The organism is Paenibacillus hubeiensis, assembly GCF_032334105.1.
GTDB classification, from domain to species: Bacteria; Bacillota; Bacilli; order Paenibacillales; family Paenibacillaceae; genus Paenibacillus; species Paenibacillus hubeiensis.
Window position 1 is genome coordinate 21794 of the sequence record NZ_JAVYAE020000008.1, and the last position, 20344, is coordinate 42137.

Consider the following 20344-nt stretch of genomic DNA (forward strand, 5'->3'; position numbering starts at 1 on the left):
CCCTTTGTCCCATTTATACAAGCTATATGCGGGAGAGCAGCCATTCATTCCTGAAACAACGAAAAACCCGTCTCTTCCCTAATACGGGAGACGGGTTTCCCCTTGTGTTCCGATTCTATGCTTTGATCAATTTGGCGAGCGTGTCGCCCACCTTCCAGATGTCGCCTGCGCCCATGGTAAGAACAAGATCACCCGGCTGCAAACGGCTCTGCAGATCGGCAACCACGTCCTCCTTCGCAGGCAAGTAACGAGCCGATGCATTGCTGTTCTGCACGATCAGTTCCACCAATTTGGCAGAATGCACGCCTTCGATCTGTTTTTCCCCTGCCGGAGAATAAATGTCGGTAATCAACACCTCATCGGCTTCGGCAAATGCACGGCTAAATGCGTCCAACAGGAAAAACGTGCGCGTGTACCGCTGCGGCTGGAACACCGCGATGATGCGTTTTCCCGTTGCTTTCGCCGCACTGATCGTGGCCTCGATCTCGGTCGGGTGATGTGCGTAATCATCGATAATCAACATGTCGTTGGCTTCGCCCAGCACCTGGAATCTGCGTTTGGCTCCATGGAACTCAATGATGGCTTCGACGATTTTATCGAATGAAATTCCTGCTTCCAAACACGTAATGACCGTTGCCATCGCGTTGTATACATTGTGCTTGCCTGGTACGGAAAGTTCAACGGTTCCGAGCGTTTTGCCCTGGTGGTTCATCGTAAAGGAGATTTGACGGTCTCCCAATTGGATATCCGTTGCAGTGTAATCCGCATCCCGATCAATGCCGTACGTAGTAACGCGTGCCTGCAGCTGAGGCAAAATACTTTGAATGTTCTCGTCGTCGGCGCATACGATAGCCGTGCCTTCCGGACGAATCTGGCTAAGGAACTGCACGTATGCCTTTTTGAGCTCTTCAAAGTCGCTATTGTAATTTTCGAGGTGATCGGCTTCGATGTTGGTTACGATGCCAAGCCATGGATGGTATTGCAAAAACGAGCCGTCGCTCTCGTCAGCCTCCGCAACGACCCAATCGCCTTGACCCGCTTTCGCGTTGGTGCCCAGGTTCATGATTTCCCCGCCGATGATGTATGTCGGATCCGTCCCGCATTTATCCATGACGAGCGCGATCATCGAGGAGGTTGTCGTTTTGCCGTGTGCTCCCGCAACCGCCACGCCCTTGCGTTCGTTAAGTAACCGTGCCAGCATCTGGGCCCGGTGCAATATAGGAATGTTCAGCTGCTGAGCAGCCACACGCTCCACATTGTCCGCCGGAGCTGCCGTCGAATAAACGACCAAGTCGGCCCCGTTTACATGCTCCGCAGTATGTCCGATGTATATTTTCGCCCCTTTGGCTGCCAACTTCTCGGTCAACTCCTGGGAAGCGACATCCGATCCGGTCACGGTGTATCCCATTTCAAGCATAACTCTGGCAATGGCACTCATGCCATAACCGCCAATCCCTATAAAATGAACGTGTTCCGATGTATTTAACAAAACCTTCACCAACCTTTTTCAGAATCGGTTTGATGCAAAAGGGCTGCCCGCACATCCGCAATCAAGTACAATGTGCCGGAGACTACCCCCAGATCTTCCGCTTCCGTCCGTGATTTCAATAATTCAAGCGCCTTCACCCAATCGGGCTCGACGATGATTTCAAGTTCCTTCTTCGCGAAACCGGGACGCACCTGTGCTACAACGTCCTGCAGCTTGGCTGCATCCATTTTGCGCCTAAAGTCCGGCTCGGTCAGGATCAGCGTATCCACTAGTGGCAGTATATGCTGCAAATATGCTTCATGATGCTTATTCTCCAGCATGCCCATCATCAAATTTAACCTTTTGTGGGGGTAGACCTCCTTAATGCTTTGGGCCAGCGATTCCGCCCCTTCCGGATTATGTGCTCCATCCAGAACGATCCGCGGATCATCAACCACTTTTTCGAAGCGCCCCGCCCAAAATGCATGTTCAAATCCTTGCACGAGATCCTTGTCTTCCAATACAAACGCCATGTATTGCCGCAGCACTTCAAGCGCCATAAGCGCGCCTGCGGCGTTGTCGCATTGGTATGTACCCTTCATGCAAATGCGAATGTCCAGTTCGCGGAAAGGTCCGGCAAAATGAATGGTCTGACTGTTTTCGTCGCGATCCACTCTGCGATAAGAAAACTGCTGCCCTGCCACATAAGCCGTCGAACGAAGTTCTTGGGCCCGATCCGTGATGACCTTGATGGCTTCAGGCTGCGACGCACAGGTGACCACAGGTACCCCCGGCTTGATAATGCCCGCCTTTTCCCACGCAATGGCCTCGACCGTATCCCCAAGCACATCCGTATGGTCCATGCCGATGTTGGTAATGACCGAAACGACTGGAGTAACGATGTTGGTTACGTCCATCCTTCCCCCAAGCCCAGTCTCCCATACTACCACGTCGGGGTAGCACTCCTCCGCATAATAGAGAAGCGCAAGCGTCGTCGACACTTCGAACATGGTTGGAGAACCGAGCGGAGTCGAAGCCATCTCCCGCACGAGCGGATGCAGCCGATTGGCAATTTTCAGCAGCGTCTCCTCAGGGATATCCTCTCCGTTGTATTGAAAACGGTTCGTGAATTTGGTGATGTAGGGCGACGTGAACGTACCTACGTCATACCCTGCCTGAAGAAGTACCGACGTCAAAAAAGCGCAAGTCGAACCTTTTCCGTTCGTTCCCGCGACATGAATGAATTTGAGACGCCGATGCGGATTCCCCAGCCGTGCCATCAGCGCTTCGATACGCTCCAGCCCCGGTCTGATGCCAAAAGGAATAAGACCATTGATCCAGTCTACCGCCTCGACATATGTCTGCAAAGGTGCCTTTTCGCCTGCTCCATTGATTTCCGTCATCTGATTTCACCTTCGGTCCCAATGTAATTGAAAAAATCGGCCGGATGGCGAACAGCCGCCATCCGACCCAGAAATGCCTTACGCCTTCAGTTCATTGATCCGGGCAATGACTTTATCCCGTTTGTCCGAATAATCGGCCATTTTGGCGCGTTCTTCTTCAATAACCTTGGCAGGAGCCTTGGATACGAAGCCTTCGTTCGCCAGCTTTTTCTCTACGCGCGACACTTCGTTTTCCAGATTCTGCAGTTCTTTCTCCAAACGGGCAACTTCCTGCTCGATATCGATCAGTCCCGCCAGCGGCAAATACAATTCGGCGCCTGTGATGACTGCCGTCATCGCTTTGTCCGGAGAGCTGAGGTTCAGACCGCTGTCGAATTCGGACGTGTTGCAGAAACGTTTGATGAAATGGCTGTTGCGTTCGATGATGCTGTTGGCCTCGGCGCTATTGGCTTTGATCAGCAATTCGACTTTTTTGCTCATCGGCACGTTGACTTCGGCGCGAATGTTCCGTACCGCACGGATCGTATCCATCAGCAGGTTCATTTCGGCAACGGCTTCCGGGTTTTCCATGGCCGGGTCATACGTCGGCCAAGCAGCCAGCGTAATCGTCTCGCCTTCATGCGGCAGATGCTGCCAAATCTCTTCGGAGATGTAAGGCATGAACGGATGAATCAGGCGCATGGTCTGATCGAGCACATAAGCCAATACGGATTGGGTTTTCTTTTTCGCCACAGGATCTTCGCCGTAAAAGGACAATTTTGCAAATTCGATGTACCAGTCGCACAGATCGTCCCAGATGAAGTTGTAGAGGAGACGACCGGTTTCGCCAAATTCATACGCTTCGATTAGACGCGTAATGTCACGGGAAGTTTCGTTCAGACGGTGCAAAATCCAATAATCCGCGGTCCCAAGCTCGCCGGAAATGTCGCGATCCTCGATAGTGAAGCCTTCCAGGTTCATCAGGGCAAAGCGGGATGCATTCCAGATTTTGTTCGCAAAGTTGCGGGCCTGCTCCACGCGTTCCCAGCGGAAACGCAAATCTTGCCCCGGCGTGCTGCTCGTCGAGATCATGTAACGCATGGCATCCGCGCCGTATTTCTCGATAACGTCGAGCGGATCAACCCCGTTGCCAAGCGACTTGGACATTTTGCGTCCTTCCGAATCACGCACCAATCCGTGCATGAGTACGTCCTTGAACGGAATTTCGTCCGTGAATTCCAGCGCAGTGAAAATCATGCGCGCAACCCAGAAATAAATGATGTCATAACCCGTTACAAGCACGCTGGTCGGGTAGTAACGTTTCAGGTCGTCCGTATCTTCCGGCCATCCGAGCGTGGAGAACGGCCACAGCGCGGAGCTGAACCACGTATCGAGCACATCCTCGTCTTGTCTCAGGTTGCGGCCCGCATATTCAGGGAGCGTTGTCGGATCTTCGGCGGAGACGATAATTTCGCCAGTTTCGTCGTCATACCAGGCAGGAATCCGGTGACCCCACCACAGTTGGCGGGAAATACACCAATCGCGAACGTTCTCGATCCAGTTCAAATAGGTTTTCTCGAAACGTTCCGGCACAAAGCGTACGCCGTCGCCTTCTTGCTGTTTCTTGATGGCTCTTTCGGCGAGCGGCTTCATTTCAACGAACCACTGCGTGGACAGATAAGGCTCGATTACGGCCCCCGTACGTTCGCTGTGGCCAACCTGATGGACATGGTCCTCAATGTTGATCAGCACGCCCAGCTCTTTCAGGTCTGCAACAATTTGTTTGCGGCAGTCGCTGCGATCCATGCCTTGATACTTGCCTGCTTCGGCATTCATCGTTCCCGTTTCATCCATGACGATAATTTGCGGCAGATCGTGGCGCAAACCGACTTCGAAGTCGTTCGGGTCATGCGCAGGCGTAATTTTAACGGCACCGCTTCCGAACTCTTTGTCGACGTACTCGTCCGCAATAATCGGGATTTCGCGGCCGATGATCGGCAGCACGAGCGTTTTGCCAATCATGTCGGCATAACGTTCGTCTTTGGGATGCACGGCTACGGCCGTGTCGCCAAGCATCGTTTCCGGACGCGTCGTTGCCACGGTAATATGGCCGCTTCCGTCCTTGAGCGGGTATTGCAAATGGTACAGGTGGCCCTGAACCTCTTTATATTCAACCTCGATGTCGGACAACGCCGTCCGGTTCACCGGATCCCAGTTAATGATCTTTTTGCCGCGGTAAATCAGACCTTTCTCGTACAGCTGCACAAACACTTTGCGCACCGCTTTGGACAAACCTTCGTCCAGTGTAAAACGCTCGCGGGAGTAGTCCAGCGACAGGCCCATTTTGCCCCATTGCTCGCGAATCGTCGTTGCATATTGTTCCTTCCAGTCCCAAACGCGATCCAGGAATTTCTCACGGCCGAGATCGTAGCGGGTCAGTCCTTCTTCCCGAAGCTTTTGTTCCACTTTGGTCTGAGTCGCGATTCCCGCATGGTCCGATCCCGGCAGCCACAGCGCATCGTAACCTTGCATCCGTTTGGTACGGATCAGGATGTCCTGCAGCGTAAAGTCGAGCGCGTGCCCGATATGCAGCATGCCGGTTACGTTCGGCGGCGGAATTACGATGGTAAAAGGCTCAGCGTCTTTGCGCTGTCCTGCTTGAAAATATCCTCGCTCGATCCAGGTCTGATACCATTTTTGCTCCGCAGCCTTCGGGTCATATGTCGTCGGCATTTCGGTTGCGGCTGACTTGTTTTGTTCCGTCATTTGTCATTCCTCCGTTACTCATCATCTTCGCCAAAAAACAAAAAAACCTTTCATCCCTCAAAGGACGAAAGGTTAGCTTTCGCGGTACCACCTTTGTTTCACGCAAGCACAGACCAAGACAGAGCATCCTTGAGGCTTCGCGTGACACTTTAAGCAGATAACGGCTGCTACCGGCCCATTCTATCAAGCAGGGATGAAGCTCATGCCGCTTCACGAACTCCCGCGTTCAAACAGGCAACTCCCGGGCGACTTCGATCAGCTGGTTCCTGCGGAATTTTTCAGCGCTGCAATCCCGCTCTCTGAAAGGTCATACTGTCTACTACTCCCGATCTTCGTCTTTCCTTAAAATTCCCATGAGGCTAATGAAATAACCAAACACCCGCCATTCGCGGATGTTAGGAAAAAACCTAAACACATCATACCTTGCCCGTGCCCGATAGTCAACCTGGCAACCGCTGATTCACGTCCCTGCCATGCGTTTTGCGGCATACCAATGGCAAAAACCCGCAATCCAAACGGATCACGGGTGAAACAGGCTTGTTTTTGATTCCAGAACAAACCCTTAACGGCATTGCCATTCAAGGGATGTAAAGGACCTGACCCTCTTCGACGACCTGTTCGGAGAGGCGGTTATACAACTGCAATTCCCTCGTCGTCAATTGATAGCGGTCGGCGATGGTATCCAGCGTTTCTTCCCGTTGAACGATGCACATTTTCACCTTTCGGAAAGGCGTCTGCTCTACGAGCGAACCCAAAAACAGGTTTTTCCACTGCACCTCTTCCGAAGCAGCAGACGGTTCCCGCGACGTTTCTGCAGCCGCCTCATTGGGGCGCTCCTCCTCTGCCTCTCTCGTGCCTTTGCCCGAAATCAAAGATGAAATGCCAAACCCATCCTCCTGGGGCGGACGCGTCTCCCGTTTGCTGCCAAAAGCCACCTTGAGTTCCGGCTTGTCTTCCGTTTCTGCCACGGGTTCGGGAATCGCCGATGGAGTTTCTGCCGGGGGATCAGCCAGCTGCACCTCATTAGACTCGCGTTCCTTTGCAGGAACAACCGCTTCAGAAGCGGCAAACACGTCCTGCCAGTTTTCCCCTCCTGCCGACTCTTCCTTCTGTTCTTCCTGCGTTGGAGCGGATCTTGTTTCTCCAAGGGTCCATGGGTTCGCAAAGGCTTCACGGGATTGACGAGATTCCTGAGCTTCCCGCTCCTGGTTTGCATGTTCCGGCAATGACGATGCCGAAAGTGCATGCCATGCAGGCAAGCTTGGTTCAGGTTCCGGTGGAGCCGGTACCTTCGCGGCATCCGCAGCGGTTCTTTCTTCGACATCCGTATTAGCGTCCGGGTCCGAAGCCGTATCGATCGGCTCGGAATATGCCGCTCCAAAGAAGGATAGATGGGCTGCTCCGTTCGCTTCAGCCGCCTCGTTTGCTTCCGCCTCTTCCACCACTCCCGGCTCACGCTCGGTTGCCTCCTGCGCAAGGAGTTGAGGTTGCTCCGCCGGAACCTGCCCGGAAACAGGACCGTTGATCGTTTCAGGCTCTAACGAATCGTCCAAACGAAAGGCATTGTCCGCTTCAGGCTGGTATAGAAGCCCCCTAGCCGCCTCGTCCAGTTTGGGCGCTCCAATAAGCCTCTCCTCTTCGCTTCGCTGCAGCAGATATTCCTGGGCGTGAACGTTTATTTCGCTATCAGGTTGCTCCGGTTCCGTTTCGAAGCCATCCTGCGGCAGCTCCGGCGAATGAACGACTGTGAACTCGTCTGCCGGCCACCCTTGGTTCTCCTCCGCCGCAAAACCCTGAATGCCCCGAAGCGACAACACGCCGGTAATGTTCAAGCTTCGCTCCGATAACAGATCAACATCAAAGTTTTCAATTTCGATCGAAATATCATCAAGGGACCGAACCCGGTTGAGCGGAACCGTGATTTCAACAGGAATGAAATGTTTCAACTCTTCGGAATAGTCATTCTCTCCCCTATAAGCCCCCGTTAGCAGCAAATGCCCCCTAAGTGTCGCGTAATCTTCCTGACCGATCACCTGAATGCGCGGAAAAAGCTCAATTTCCTCCAGTTCCTCAATCGCAGGGACTCCCTCTGACAAATGAACGCGCTCATAAATATCGAACCGCAAACCATATGGTTGATTCAGCAAAGGTGGCGTCCTCCTTTCGGCATATGTTCACCATAATCCTTCTCATGGGACTGATGCATGGTCCAAATGTTTCATTACCCCATCTATATGCCCTGCATGAGATAAGCATGCCACCTTTTCCTCAAACCTTATGTTTTAATGGTCCTGGCCCTCCCGCTTGGCCAACTGTTCGAAATCGGACGGCCACGGATCGGCGACCTCCACCTTAGCTCCCGTCAGCGGGTGCGCAAAAGTCAGCCTTTCCCCGTGAAGCGCTTGTCGGCCGATCTGTTCTTTCCGGCCTCCGTATAACACGTCCCCGACAAGGGGATGACCGACGTGAGCCATGTGCACCCGAATCTGGTGGGTGCGTCCCGTTTCCAGCTTTAACCGCACAAGCGTTGCGTTTTCCCATACCTCTACAACCTGCACACGGGTAATCGCCTCCTGTCCCCCATCGGACACGCGCCTTCGCTGTTTGTGATGCCTGTCTTTGCCGATCGGTGCATCAATGATTTTCAGCCGCCCCGGAATCTTGCCTCCTGCAATGGCAACATATTGCCGGTCGATCTCCTTGCGGCGCATGGCTTCGTCCAGCTTGGCTAAAGCAAATGCGTTTTTGGCGTACAAAACCGGACCTGTCGTATCCTCGTCCAAACGATGAATGTGGCGCACGCGGGTTTGTATCCCGTTCATCTCATAGTAAGCTGCCACGGCATGATCCAGAGTGACCGCCCGGTCCTCGCGGCTGCCGTCCGAATGCAGCTTCATGCCTGCCGGCTTGTGTACCACAAGGCAAAAATCATCCTCGTATAATACGTCAATATCTGCCCAGCGCGGCTCCACGTCCAGGGGAAGAGAAGCAAAAAGGGCCAGCCTTAGCCGGTCCCCTGCCAGTTGTATGCCGCCTGTCGCCTTGAGCTGGCGGAGCATTTTGTCGGGCATGCCAAGCTCCGAGAGCAGCCACTGCTCGGCTGCAGCTTGTCTGTCAGCACTGCCCGTTACTTTTTTTCCCGGCGTCAGCTCAAGCCAATCCCCGCGGCGTTTCCAACTTGTTATGCTCATAGCGATTGCAATGCCTTGCGGTTTGCCTCGATCGTGTCGTCGATGTCTTGTTCCGTGTGGACGCCCGATACGAACATGCCCTCAAACTGGGACGGTGCCACACTGACACCTTGATCGATCATGGATGCAAAGTAGCGACGGAAATGATCCAGATTGCTTTCTTTGGCTATGTCATAGCTCGTCACCGGAGTCCCCGTAAAGAACGGGCAGACCATGGAGCCGACCCGGTTGATCGTGACCGGAATGCCGGCTTCCGCCGCATTTTGCTCGAATCCGGACTGCAGGCGTGCAGATAGCGTTTCAAGCCGATCATAAACTTCGGGCGTAAGCAGCTTCAAAGTTGTATATCCGGCAGTCATCGCAAGCGGATTGCCGCTAAGCGTTCCGGCCTGGTAGATCGGTCCGGTCGGCGCGATCTGCTCCATCAGGTCCCGTCTGCCGCCGTAGGCACCAACAGGCAAACCGCCGCCAATCACTTTGCCGAGACAAGTCAGGTCAGGCGTTACCCCAAAGCGTCCTTGGGCACAGTTCAGGCCAACCCGGAAGCCTGTCATCACTTCATCGAAAATAAGCAAACTGCCGTATTGTTCCGTCAGGCTGCGCAGCCCTTCAAGAAATCCCGGTAGCGGCGGCACAACACCCATGTTTCCGGCCACGGGCTCCACGATCACGGCGGCAAGCTCCTCACCATAACGCTCGAATGCCAGGCTTACGGATTCCAGATCATTGTACGGAACCGTAATCGTATTGCTTGCTACACCTTCGGGCACGCCAGGGCTATCCGGCAATCCAAGCGTGGCCACGCCCGATCCGGCTTTGATCAGCAGGCTGTCCGCATGTCCGTGATAGGAGCCCTCGAATTTCAAAATTTTGCTGCGGCCGGTCACGCCGCGAGCCAAGCGGATCGCACTCATCGTCGCTTCCGTACCCGAATTGACCATGCGCACGATGTCGATCGAAGGTACGCGCTCGCACACGAGCTTGGCCATTTCCGTCTCGATGAGCGTTGGAGCCCCAAAGCTCGTCCCTTTCAGGGCAGTCTCGCGCAAAGCTTCCACAACATCGGGATGGGCATGCCCCATAATCAGCGGTCCCCAGGAAGCGACATAATCGATGAATTCGTTCCCGTCGATATCGTAGATTTTGGAGCCTTCGCCGCGCTCTGCATAGATTGGCGTCAATCCAACCGATTTGAATGCGCGAACCGGACTGTTCACTCCACCGGGTATGTACTGCTTGGCTTCCTCAAATGCGCTGCGGGAGCGCTCGTCGTTCCGACGGCTTCCTTGTTGTGCGGTCATTGAACATCCTCCTTTGGATTATCCTCCGGCTGTCCATACAATCAAGTACCGACAGCCGGATGGAAACTTCAACATCAATTTGCTATTTAACGATGGAGTAATGGCTCGGGTGCCATGTCCATGATGCTTATATGGTCTAACCGTTTATTTCTCGGCAAGCCAGCGGCAAGCGTCCTTGCCATGATACGTTATGATCATGTCCGCGCCGGCACGTTTCATGCTGAGCAGGATTTCCATGGCCACTTTTTTCTCATCGATCCAACCTTGCATCGCAGCCGCTTTGACCATCGCGTATTCACCGCTCACATTATAAGCAACCAGCGGCAAGTCGAATTGATCCTTGATCGTGCGCATGACGTCCAGGTAGGAAAGGGATGGCTTCACCATCAGCATATCAGCGCCTTCGAGTACATCTGTCTCCGCTTCGCGAATGGCTTCCCGAACGTTAGCCGGGTCCATCTGATATGATTTGCGGTCCCCGAATTGCGGCGTGGAATCGGCAGCCTCACGGAACGGACCGTAGAAGGCGGAGGCGTATTTGACGGAATAGGACATAATCGGAATATGGCTGAAGCCATTTTCGTCCAGTCCCGCCCGGATGGCTTGCACGAAACCGTCCATCATGTTGGAAGGTGCGATGATATCCGCCCCCGCCTTCGCTTGGGATACCGCGGTTTTGACCAACAGCTCCAGCGATTCATCATTCATCACATCGCCGCATACATGCCCGTCCACTTCGGTGGTATGCACCATGCCGCAGTGGCCGTGATCGGTATATTCGCACAGGCAGGTATCCGCTACAACGATCAGTTCGGGATACCAGGATTTGATCAAACGCGTCGCTTCCTGCACGATGCCGTCATCGGCGAAACCGGAAGTGCCTACACTATCCTTCGTTTCCGGAATGCCGAACAATAAGACGGCCGGGATTCCAAGTTCAACAATTTCGGTGACCTCTTCCTTAAGTCGGTCCAACGAGAACCGGAATACGCCGGGCATCGATTTGATCTCGGATTTGACGTTCTCTCCATAAATAACGTAAATCGGCTGGATGAAATCATCCACCGACAGATGTGTTTCTCTCACCATATTGCGAATGCCCGCTGACTGGCGCAAACGGCGATGACGTACAATCGGAAAACTCATAACGTAATGCCTCCCTTAAAATATGTTCATGCAAAAAGGGAAGCGCGCCGGGTTCATATCGAAATCAGCACGCTTCTGTCGTAAGCGCAACCTTGCAATGATCGCACTCTTCGGTTCAGTTCATTAACACCCGATCAACGTGAATCCTTGCCTGCAAGTACAGGCTTTCTTTGCCACTCGCACAGTGCCGAAATCAGGCTCTCCATCGTCGCTTCTTTCGCCATCATCGTTACATGCAATCCGGCCTTCTCGGCCGTTTTGGCTGTAACCGGCCCAATGCACGCAATTTCCACGTTTTTCAGCAGCGGCAGCGGATCGGACAACCCCATGCGCTTTAACATTTCCATAAAGTTCGTCACGGTGGAAGAACTGGTGAACGTCACCGCATGAATTCCGCCTTCTTCAAGCAGCTTCAGCAGCTCGTCGTCGTTCTCGCCCGCAAGCACCGTATCGTAGATAATCGCCTCGGTGACCTCAAGCCCACGTTCCCGCAGCTGCTCGGGCAGCCACGACCTGGCGAGGTCGCCGTGCGGAAGCAGTACTTTTTGCCCCTGGATCAGTTCGCTTTCATAGGCGTCAAGCATGCCTTCGGCCTGGAACGGTCCGGGAATCAGCTCGGCAGCAATGCCGCGTTTGCGCAAGGCTTCCGCCGTGGACGGGCCTACCGCAGCAATTCTCGCTTTGTACATGGAACGAATGTCTTTGCCCTGCTGCTCCAAATGGCGGAAGAAAAATTCGACGCCGTTAACACTCGTAAAAAACACCCAATCATAAGCATCCAGCTGATGAAAGGCTTGCTCTACGCCATGTAAAGCAGCCTCGTTCGTTGGCATCACCGTTTCGATGACCGGGAACTCATAAGGCTCCCCGCCAAGCTCTTCGATGCGGTTCACCAGTTCGCTCGCCTGGCTGCGCGCCCGGGTTACCAGAATCCGCTTGCCAAAGAGCGGCATGAATTCCGCCCACTTCAATTGTTCCCGCTGCTTGACGACATCACCAACGACGATGACTGCCGGCGGCTGGAAATCGGCAGCGAGCACTTTGGCCTCAATGTCCGCCAGCGTACCCGTGAGCGTGTCCTGCTCGGCCCTTGTCCCCCAACGCACCAGCGCTACCGGCGTTTCCGGCGGTCGGCCGTGTTTGATGAGCTGCTCGCTGATATAACCAATTTTCGCTACGCCCATCATAAATACCAGGGTACCCGTAGCGTTCGTCACTTTATCCCAATGAATGCTCCGGTCCAGCTTGTCCGGGCTTTCATGGCCCGTAATGATGGAGATGGATGAGGCGTAATCGCGATGGGTCACAGGAATGCCTGCATACGCAGGCACGCTAATCGCTGCGGTTACGCCAGGTACGATTTCGTAAGGAACGCCGTTTTTGCGCAGCAAATCGGCTTCTTCGCCTACCCGTCCGAATATTGTGGGATCTCCGCCTTTAAGGCGGACCACAACTTTGCCTTCAAGTGCAAGATCGACAAGCAGCTGGTTGATCTCTTCCTGCTTCATCGTGTGTCTGTCCGGCCGTTTGCCCACATATATTTTAACTGCGCCAGGCTTCATCAGCTTGAGCAATCGCGGACTGGCCAAACGATCATAAACAACCGCATCCGCCTTGCCGATGGATTCCCATCCTTTTACCGTGATCAGCTTTGCGTCCCCTGGACCAGCACCAACCAAAAACACCTTTCCCACCATATCCTCATCCCCTAACTTCTGCCAGTATCTGCTCTGCTCCCCGTTCAATCAGTCTCCAGGCCACTTCTTCTCCGAGGCGAACCGGGTCCTTGCCGGTAAGAGTCTCCTTCAAAATCAGTCCGCCATCCGGCGTACCGACCATTCCCGTTAATTGTAACGTGTTTTGTCCATCGGGGGAATCCACTTCTTGTTTCGTCCAGACGGCATGTGCACCGATCGGAACCTGGCATCCACCGTTCAGCACGCTGAGAAACCGTCGCTCGGCCATTACCGGCAGCGCTGTCTCCTGATCGTTATAAAGACTCAGCAAGTGGCGAAGCTCCGCGTCGTCCTCACGGCACTCGATGCCCAGCGCACCTTGTCCTACAGCCGGAAGCGACTGCCCCTCGTTCAGATATTCGGTAATGCGATCCTGCCAGCCCATCCGGTGCAATCCTGCCGCCGCCAAAATGATGGCATCCAAACCTTCGGTCTCCAGCTTGCGCAGGCGGGAATCGATATTTCCGCGCAGCGATTCCAGCTGAAGGTCAGGACGGTAGGCTTTGATCTGGCTGGAACGCCGCAGGCTGCTTGTGCCGACCCGCGCGCCTTCGGGCAGCTGATCCAGTGTAAGACCTTTGCCTGAAATCAGCGCATCCCGGGGATCGACGCGACGGGGAACCGCCCCGTTGATGAGTCCTTCCGGCAATTCTGACGGCATGTCTTTCATGCTGTGCACCGCCATGTCGATCGTATGATCCAGCATGGCCTGTTCGATTTCTTTGACGAAGAGGCCTTTGCCGCCAACCTTGGAGAGTGTTACATCCAGAATAAGGTCCCCTTTGGTGACGATCTTATGGACCTCAAAATCGAACTCCAGCCCCTCGCGTTTGCTTATGCTGCGCAAATCGTCGATGACGTGACCCGTTTGGGTCAATGCCAAGGCACTTTGCCTGCTTCCCACTTTAATGGTTCTCATGTTCTACGTCCCCTCCTGAATTACGGGATATCCAGCTCCCGATTTCTTCTTCCGTCCACCACTTGAACTGGCCGGAACGAATGTCCTCCAGTAGATTCATCTCGGTCAAGCTTCGCAGCAAGATCGCCCGTTTCCGGGGAGATGGCACACGCGCCTTCACTTCCTTGCGCATCCGATGAAGGAATTCGATATATGTTTCGTATTCATCGCCGAACTGCTCTTCCAACGTGGCACGGATTGCCGCAGCTGCGGCCGGACCTGCTCCGGCAGTGGAAATAGCAATGCTCATTCTCCCCCGTCTGACCACGCTCGGGGTGGTGAATGTACTCCGTTCGGATGACATCGCATCGTTGACCAAAATATTTTCAGCCATTGCCTCCTTGACCACGGACAAGTTGACGTCTTCCCGGTCTGTAGCCGCATATACGAGAAAGGCCCCCCGCAAATCTCCGTTGCGGTAGGCCCGGGCCATCCATTCGATTCGGGAATCCTGATGCAATTGTTTCAATTCCGGCGTCGCGTCCGGACTAATGACTTTAATTTTGGCCCCCGTATTCAGAAGTCCTCTGACCTTCCGCTCAGCAACGCGGCCTCCGCCGATTACGCAGCAGGTCTTCCCGGCTGCATCTACAAAGAGCGGCGTGTAACACTCCATGATTCACTCTCCCGTCCAACGATGAAATGCCGAATATGCATTGGATAAAAAGCTTATGATGACCAAACCATAACCGATCAGCGTCCATCTTGCCATAACGATCGCGGAGAACTGCTTTCTTCTTTTGGAGATAAAATACCCGATATAGATCGCGATGGCCAGGCCGGTGGCCAACACCTTCAAATCCAGCAGCAGCATCCAGCGGGTTTCCGCCACGATGGACAACACGGCCAGCACGACCGATACACCTAAGAGCGGCGTTCCGATCAGTGTGGCTCCATCCATGGTTTTGCTGATCACTTCAAGACTGGGCAAACGACGCATCGTTTCATTCCATTTTTTGCTTTTCAGCTTGCGATGCAGGAAGATGTAAAGCAACGCAAACACGGCAGCTACGGTCAAAGCCGCAAACCCCAGATTGGCAAGCGTAATGTGCATAATCAACAGACCGTGTACCGTTTGCCAATTATGGAGCGAAATTTCGCCGGCCGTAAACCACAATCTGTTCAGGACGGTGACCGCAAATCCAACGATGTTCAGCAGCAGGATCGCAAATTCCGAACGCGGAATCCGGGTCATCGCCAAAGACATCAATACAAGGCTGAACGAAAAGATGCAAAGAAAATCAAAGGTCGTATAAATGGGAAAATGCCCCTCGGTCCACATACGCATCACGATATGCGTTACCTGGAGCAACCATACAACGATAAGAAACCCCAAGCCCGTCCGCTTCGCCCCCACATTGCGTCGAATGCAATCCGAGAAATAGAACAGAAGGCTCAGGGCATACATGTAAATCAGAGCTTCATAAATTTGTTCAGCAAGGGTCAAGCCGTCCACCCGCCTTATACACTTGCCGGAGCATATGTTGTCATTGCGCCTTGCCGCGAGTCGTTCATGCGTACAGAACCCGATTTGCGCAATGCGGAGGCGTCGCTTTGATCCACCTTCTCAGCAGCAGTCTCCACGGCATCTTCCAAGGCAAAAATTTGGGTGAACATGCGCAAGGCGTCATCGCCCTGCTTTGTTCCCGCCATTTCCTTGATCCGGTTAATCGGATCCGTGGTCATCTGGTTGACGATGCTTTTGGTCAGTCGGCGAATGACCTTGCGCTGGTGCTCATCCAGCTCGGGCAGCTTGTTGAACAGGCTCTCCATCGTTTCTTCATGGATGGAAGCCCCCTTCTCCTGCAGCGCACGAATGACCGGACGAACACCCAACGTTTTGAGCCAATGATAATAATCTTCCATGTCCAACTCGATCATTTTCTCGATCTTCGCCGCTTCCGCTTTGCGCATCTCCAGATTGCTTTCCACGATCCCTTCAAGGTCGTCGATATCGTACAAAAATACGTTGGACAGCTCTCCAATGGCCGGATCGATATCGCGGGGAACCGCAATGTCGATCAGGAACAACGGACGGGATTGACGGTGTTTCATGCTCTCCCTCACGACTGATGCGTCCAAAACGTAGCGATCAGCTCCTGTCGAACTGATCACGATGTCCACTTCATGCAACCTGTCCAGCGCCTCTTCCACGGTGCACGGCGTCCCCCGGAATTTGGCTGCGAGCTCCTCGGCCCGCGCCAGCGTCCGGTTAGCGACAATCACCTCGGAAGCTCCACTCGCGTACAAATGCTTAACGGTCAGCTCGCTCATTTTACCGGCCCCGAGAATAAGCACCTTCTTGTCCGTAAACATGCCAAAAATCCGCTTGCCCAATTCAACGGCCGCATAACTGACGGAAACGGCGCTTTCGCCGATCGACGTTTCGGAATGCGCACGTTTGCCGAGCGTAACCGCCTGTTTGAACAGCATGTTGAACCAGGTCCCCGTCGCTTTCTCCTCTTGCGCTTTGAAGAAGGCTTGCTTGACCTGACCCAAAATTTGCGTTTCTCCGATGACCATGGAGTCCAGGCCGCAAATGACCCGGAACAAATGGCGGATCGCCTGGTCATCCTCATATATATATAAATGCTGCGTAAATTCCTCGCGCGGAACGCCGAACCACTGTTCCATAAAAGTGCGAATGAAATAACCGCACATGTGAAGACGGTCTACCACGACATACAACTCTGTACGGTTGCAAGTGGCCACGATTACACCTTCCAACACACTCTTGGTCAGCTTGAGCTGCTTCAGCGCTTCGGACAGATCTTTTTCTGCAAACGTGAACCGTTCCCTTACCTCTACAGGCGCCGTGCGATAATTCAAACCAACGACAACGATGTGCATTGCAAGTTCACCTGCCTAATAAATTTCCAATCATAGTGTTTTCTTCATATCTTCATCCATCTTGGATCAACATAGTTAATTATATCACATATCATGGACTTGACAGGGGCGTTTTTATGAAATGTTTATGAAATCCCCATGAGCATGCTTCGCTTGCAATGCCAATAATGGTAGTGTTTCACAAATCTCCAGCGTTATGCGCGCACATCCGATTTAACATGCTTAAGCCAATAGCCACGGAAAAATCCATGGCCATTTTGGCATTCGACTCTCCTTGAAATCCATTGAAATCAAGCAGCCTTGTCATTAAGCTCGCATCATGGCAGGTCGACCCATCACGTTCAGGTGTCAAGCTTCGGTTTCGTCCTGCGGTTGATCGGTTTGTTCCTCCGATGCCGGCGTTTCGCCGATGCCGGCATAACTTTCAATGATCGCCCACAGTTCTTCTTTTCCCCATCCTTCTTCAGAGGAAAACGGCACGAACGGATCATCGGCACGAAGGCCCAACGCTTCCTTGATCACCTTCAGGTGTTTGGGGCGGCGCGTTTTGGGGATCTTGTCCATCTTCGTCGCCACGACCACGACGGGCAAGCCGTGATGCCGCAGCCATTCATGCATCATGACGTCATCCTTGGAAGGCTCGTGACGCATGTCCACCATTTGCATGACCAGTTTGAGCTCATCACGCTCCAGCAAGTACTTTTCCATCATTTTTCCCCAGGCAAAACGCTGCTGCTTCGACACCTTTGCATAACCGTATCCCGGAAAATCGACGAAATAAAGATCCTGGTTGATCCGGTAATAGTTCAATTGCTGCGTTTTCCCCGGCGTTGCGCTTGTACGGGCCAGGTTTTTGCGGCTGATCATGCGGTTGATCAAGGATGACTTGCCCACATTTGAACGCCCCGCCAAGGCGATTTCCGGCAAGCCGTCGGCTGGATACTGCTCAGGCCTCACGGCGCTGATTACAAATTCGGAATGCTTTACTTTCATGTCTGCTCGATCCTCTCTTTACCCCTGCCCACTCAACGAGAATCGATGAGGGCAGGTCGTTCATCATCACCATCATACCAAAAAAACCGTTCCAGCGGACGCCGAAGCCTCCGCAGAACGGTTTATTCTTCATACGCTCCCTCGGATGGCGCGCTACAATTGGATTCCCGTTTGCTCTACCAGTGCATGCTGCAGCACTTGATCCATGTGGGCTACGGGCACAAATTCCACATCTTCCTTGATGCTGTCCGGAATGTCCCGCAAATCCCGCTCATTGTCCTTGGGCAATAATATTTTTTTGTAACCCGCGCGATGGGCAGCGAGGGACTTCTCCTTCAGGCCGCCAATCGGCAAAACGCGTCCACGCAGCGTGATTTCGCCTGTCATGGCGATGTCTTTGGAGACGTGTTTGTTGGTCAGCGCCGAGATGAGAGCCGTCGCCATCGTGATTCCCGCCGACGGACCATCCTTCGGAATCGCTCCCTCCGGTACGTGAATGTGAATGTCGTTTTTCTCGTGAAAATCGGCCGGAATGCCCAGCTGAGCCGCTTTGGAACGGGTATAGCTGAATGCCGCCTGGGCGGATTCCTTCATGACATCACCGAGCTTGCCCGTCAACGTCAGCTTGCCCGTACCTGGCACCACGGTGACTTCAATCACAAGCGTGTCCCCGCCGACCTCGGTCCATGCCAGCCCCGTCACCGTACCGATTTGATCTTCCAATTCGGCCATCCCGTAACGGAATTTGCCCGGGCCCAAATATTCCTTAACGTCATCCGGCTCGATGTTAATCGGCGTTTCCGCGCCTGAAACGATATTTTTCGCCGCTTTGCGGCAGAGCGAAGCCATCTGTTGTTCCAGGTTGCGTACGCCGGATTCGCGGGTGTATTCTCGAATGACGCGCAGCAAGCTATCGTCTCCCACATGCAGTTGGTTTTCTTCCAGGCCATGATCGCGTTTCTGCTTCGGAAGCAGATAGTTTTTGGCAATCTGCAGCTTTTCCAGCTCCGTATAACCCGGAATGTTCAGCATTTCCATGCGATCCAGAAGCGGACGCGGAATGTTGTGCACCGTATTGGCCGTCGTTACAAACATGACGTTGGATAAGTCAAAAGGCAGCTCCACGAAATGGTCGCTGAACGTATTGTTTTGCTCCGGATCGAGCACTTCGAGCAGCGCAGCTGACGGATCGCCCCGGAAGTCCGAAGCCATTTTGTCGATCTCGTCCAGCAGGAAAACAGGATTCAACGAACCTGCCGTCTTCATGCCTTGAATAACGCGCCCCGGCATCGCCCCTACATAGGTGCGCCGATGACCGCGAATTTCGGCTTCATCCCGCACGCCGCCCAAGGAAATGCGCACAAATTCCCGACCGAGCGATCTGGCAATAGAACGGGCCAGCGACGTTTTGCCGACCCCTGGCGGTCCTACCAGGCATAGAATCGGTCCTTTAAGCTTTTTCACCAGCTTCTGAACGGCCAGATACTCAAGCACGCGTTCCTTTGGTTTCTCCAGGCCATAATGATCGGCATTCAGCACATCCTCGGCCTTCTGGATATCGAGATCGTCCTCGGTCATATGGCTCCACGGCAGAGCCAGCAGCCAATCCACATAGTTGCGAATAACCCCGCCTTCGGCGGAGCTTGCGGGCATTTTTTCAAGGCGGTCGATTTCCTTCTCGATTTTTTCCTTGACCTGCTCAGGCAGATTCAGTGCTTCCATCTGGCTCCGCAGCTCTTCCACTTCGCCGGCACGGCCTTCTTTTTCGCCGAGCTCCTTCTGGATTGCTTTCATCTGTTCGCGCAAATAATATTCCTTTTGTGTTTTTTCCATCTGTTTTTTCACGCGCTGGCTGATCTTTCGTTCCAGTTCAAGCACTTCGCGTTCGTTATTCAAAATGTCAAGCAGCTTCTCCAGCCGCTCACGCACGTCGATCGTTTCCAAAATCTCCTGTTTGTCCTTGATTTTAAGGGACAGGTGGCTTGTGATCACGTCGGCAAGACGTCCCGGCTCTTCAATGTCCGACACAGCCGCAAGCGTCTCGGGAGTTACTTTTTTAGATAAATTAATATAGGTTTCGAACTGGTTAAGCACCGTCCGCATAAGCGCATCCGTCTCCGGATGAACGTTGTCCTCTTCAGGCAGCTCCTGCGCGAGCACCTCGTAAAATTCCTCGTTATCCGTATATTCAATGATTTCAGCCCGTTCCAGGCCTTCCACCAGCACACGAATCGTTCCGTTAGGCAGCTTCAGCATTTGTCTGACTTTGGCTACCGTTCCGATTTTGAAAATATCCTCAGGGGTAGGTTCCTCAATATTGACTTCGGCTTGGGAACACAGGAGAATCAAATGTTCTTCTACCATCGCTTTTTCTAAAGCCTTGACCGATTTCTCCCGGCCCACATCGAGATGCAGTACCATACTCGGGTAGACGAGAAGTCCTCTTAAAGGCAGTAAAGGAAAACGACGACCTTTCGTTTTGCTCGGTCCCATCGCTTTCGCACCTCCAATGGCTCTCAGGTTGTAATCCATATTATTTTATCAAATGTTCAC

14 protein-coding genes and 1 other annotated feature are annotated in these 20344 nt (G+C 53.4%); all 14 genes read right to left on the reverse strand.

Features of this window, described 5'->3' with window-relative positions; translation table 11 throughout:
- Positions 1-115 precede the first annotated feature (115 nt).
- Positions 116-1489 (reverse strand): UDP-N-acetylmuramate--L-alanine ligase, encoded by a 1374-nt coding sequence (murC, locus tag RSX24_RS19670; RefSeq protein ID WP_497198217.1) that lies wholly within the window; start codon positions 1487-1489, stop codon positions 116-118.
- A gap of 5 nt (positions 1490-1494) precedes the next feature.
- Positions 1495-2871: a bifunctional folylpolyglutamate synthase/dihydrofolate synthase gene (locus RSX24_RS19675; protein ID WP_343261591.1), complete on the reverse strand. Its 1377-nt coding sequence runs from the start codon at positions 2869-2871 to the stop codon at positions 1495-1497.
- A 78-nt stretch (positions 2872-2949) separates the two neighbouring features.
- Complete coding sequence (locus tag RSX24_RS19680) at positions 2950-5616, reverse strand: valine--tRNA ligase (protein WP_236414416.1); 2667 nt, start codon at positions 5614-5616, stop codon at positions 2950-2952.
- Positions 5617-5673: 57 nt separating this feature from the next.
- Positions 5674-5958 (reverse strand) — a binding site (T-box leader).
- A 236-nt stretch (positions 5959-6194) separates the two neighbouring features.
- Positions 6195-7763, reverse strand: coding sequence for a LysM peptidoglycan-binding domain-containing protein (locus RSX24_RS19685; RefSeq protein ID WP_343261592.1), 1569 nt, complete (start codon positions 7761-7763; stop codon positions 6195-6197).
- A gap of 135 nt (positions 7764-7898) precedes the next feature.
- Complete coding sequence (locus RSX24_RS19690; RefSeq protein WP_339274296.1) at positions 7899-8807, reverse strand: RluA family pseudouridine synthase; 909 nt, start codon at positions 8805-8807, stop codon at positions 7899-7901.
- Positions 8804-10108, reverse strand: a complete 1305-nt coding sequence (gene hemL, locus RSX24_RS19695; RefSeq protein WP_236414420.1) for a glutamate-1-semialdehyde 2,1-aminomutase — start codon at positions 10106-10108, stop codon at positions 8804-8806. Before hemL ends, RSX24_RS19690 begins: the two co-directional genes overlap by 4 nt.
- Before the next feature lie 144 nt (positions 10109-10252).
- Positions 10253-11254, reverse strand: a complete 1002-nt coding sequence (hemB, locus tag RSX24_RS19700) for a porphobilinogen synthase (protein WP_236414421.1) — start codon at positions 11252-11254, stop codon at positions 10253-10255.
- Between the two features lie 134 nt (positions 11255-11388).
- Entirely contained in the window at positions 11389-12951 is a 1563-nt protein-coding gene (gene cobA / locus RSX24_RS19705; RefSeq protein WP_343261593.1) for a uroporphyrinogen-III C-methyltransferase, read from the reverse strand.
- A 4-nt stretch (positions 12952-12955) separates the two neighbouring features.
- Positions 12956-13909: a hydroxymethylbilane synthase gene (gene hemC, locus RSX24_RS19710; protein WP_236414423.1), complete on the reverse strand. Its 954-nt coding sequence runs from the start codon at positions 13907-13909 to the stop codon at positions 12956-12958.
- Entirely contained in the window at positions 13896-14564 is a 669-nt protein-coding gene (locus RSX24_RS19715) for a precorrin-2 dehydrogenase/sirohydrochlorin ferrochelatase family protein (RefSeq protein ID WP_343261594.1), read from the reverse strand. The genes hemC and RSX24_RS19715 overlap by 14 nt, the downstream gene beginning before the upstream one ends.
- 3 nt (positions 14565-14567) lie before the next feature.
- Positions 14568-15395, reverse strand: a complete 828-nt coding sequence (ccsA, locus tag RSX24_RS19720; RefSeq protein ID WP_438286864.1) for a cytochrome c biogenesis protein CcsA — start codon at positions 15393-15395, stop codon at positions 14568-14570.
- Between the two features lie 14 nt (positions 15396-15409).
- Positions 15410-16798, reverse strand: a complete 1389-nt coding sequence (hemA, locus tag RSX24_RS19725) for a glutamyl-tRNA reductase (protein ID WP_236414425.1) — start codon at positions 16796-16798, stop codon at positions 15410-15412.
- 348 nt (positions 16799-17146) lie between these two features.
- Positions 17147-17791, reverse strand: coding sequence for a ribosome biogenesis GTP-binding protein YihA/YsxC (gene yihA, locus RSX24_RS19730; RefSeq protein WP_236414427.1), 645 nt, complete (start codon positions 17789-17791; stop codon positions 17147-17149).
- Positions 17792-17944: 153 nt separating this feature from the next.
- Positions 17945-20284, reverse strand: coding sequence for an endopeptidase La (gene lon, locus RSX24_RS19735; RefSeq protein ID WP_236414428.1), 2340 nt, complete (start codon positions 20282-20284; stop codon positions 17945-17947).
- Positions 20285-20344: the final 60 nt, after the last annotated feature.

Excerpts from the sequence above, each read along its gene's own strand:
- RSX24_RS19675 (WP_343261591.1), bottom strand. The coding sequence starts at position 2,871 with ATGACGGAAATCAATGGAGCAGGCGAAAAGGCACCTTTGCAGACATAT.
- RSX24_RS19680 (WP_236414416.1), bottom strand. The coding sequence starts at position 5,616 with ATGACGGAACAAAACAAGTCAGCCGCAACCGAAATGCCGACGACATAT.
- RSX24_RS19690 (WP_339274296.1), bottom strand. The coding sequence starts at position 8,807 with ATGAGCATAACAAGTTGGAAACGCCGCGGGGATTGGCTTGAGCTGACG.
- hemL (WP_236414420.1), bottom strand. The coding sequence starts at position 10,108 with ATGACCGCACAACAAGGAAGCCGTCGGAACGACGAGCGCTCCCGCAGC.
- hemB (WP_236414421.1), bottom strand. The coding sequence starts at position 11,254 with ATGAGTTTTCCGATTGTACGTCATCGCCGTTTGCGCCAGTCAGCGGGC.
- cobA (WP_343261593.1), bottom strand. The coding sequence starts at position 12,951 with ATGGTGGGAAAGGTGTTTTTGGTTGGTGCTGGTCCAGGGGACGCAAAG.
- hemC (WP_236414423.1), bottom strand. The coding sequence starts at position 13,909 with ATGAGAACCATTAAAGTGGGAAGCAGGCAAAGTGCCTTGGCATTGACC.
- RSX24_RS19715 (WP_343261594.1), bottom strand. The coding sequence starts at position 14,564 with ATGGAGTGTTACACGCCGCTCTTTGTAGATGCAGCCGGGAAGACCTGC.
- hemA (WP_236414425.1), bottom strand. The coding sequence starts at position 16,798 with ATGCACATCGTTGTCGTTGGTTTGAATTATCGCACGGCGCCTGTAGAG.
- yihA (WP_236414427.1), bottom strand. The coding sequence starts at position 17,791 with ATGAAAGTAAAGCATTCCGAATTTGTAATCAGCGCCGTGAGGCCTGAG.
- lon (WP_236414428.1), bottom strand. The coding sequence starts at position 20,284 with ATGGGACCGAGCAAAACGAAAGGTCGTCGTTTTCCTTTACTGCCTTTA.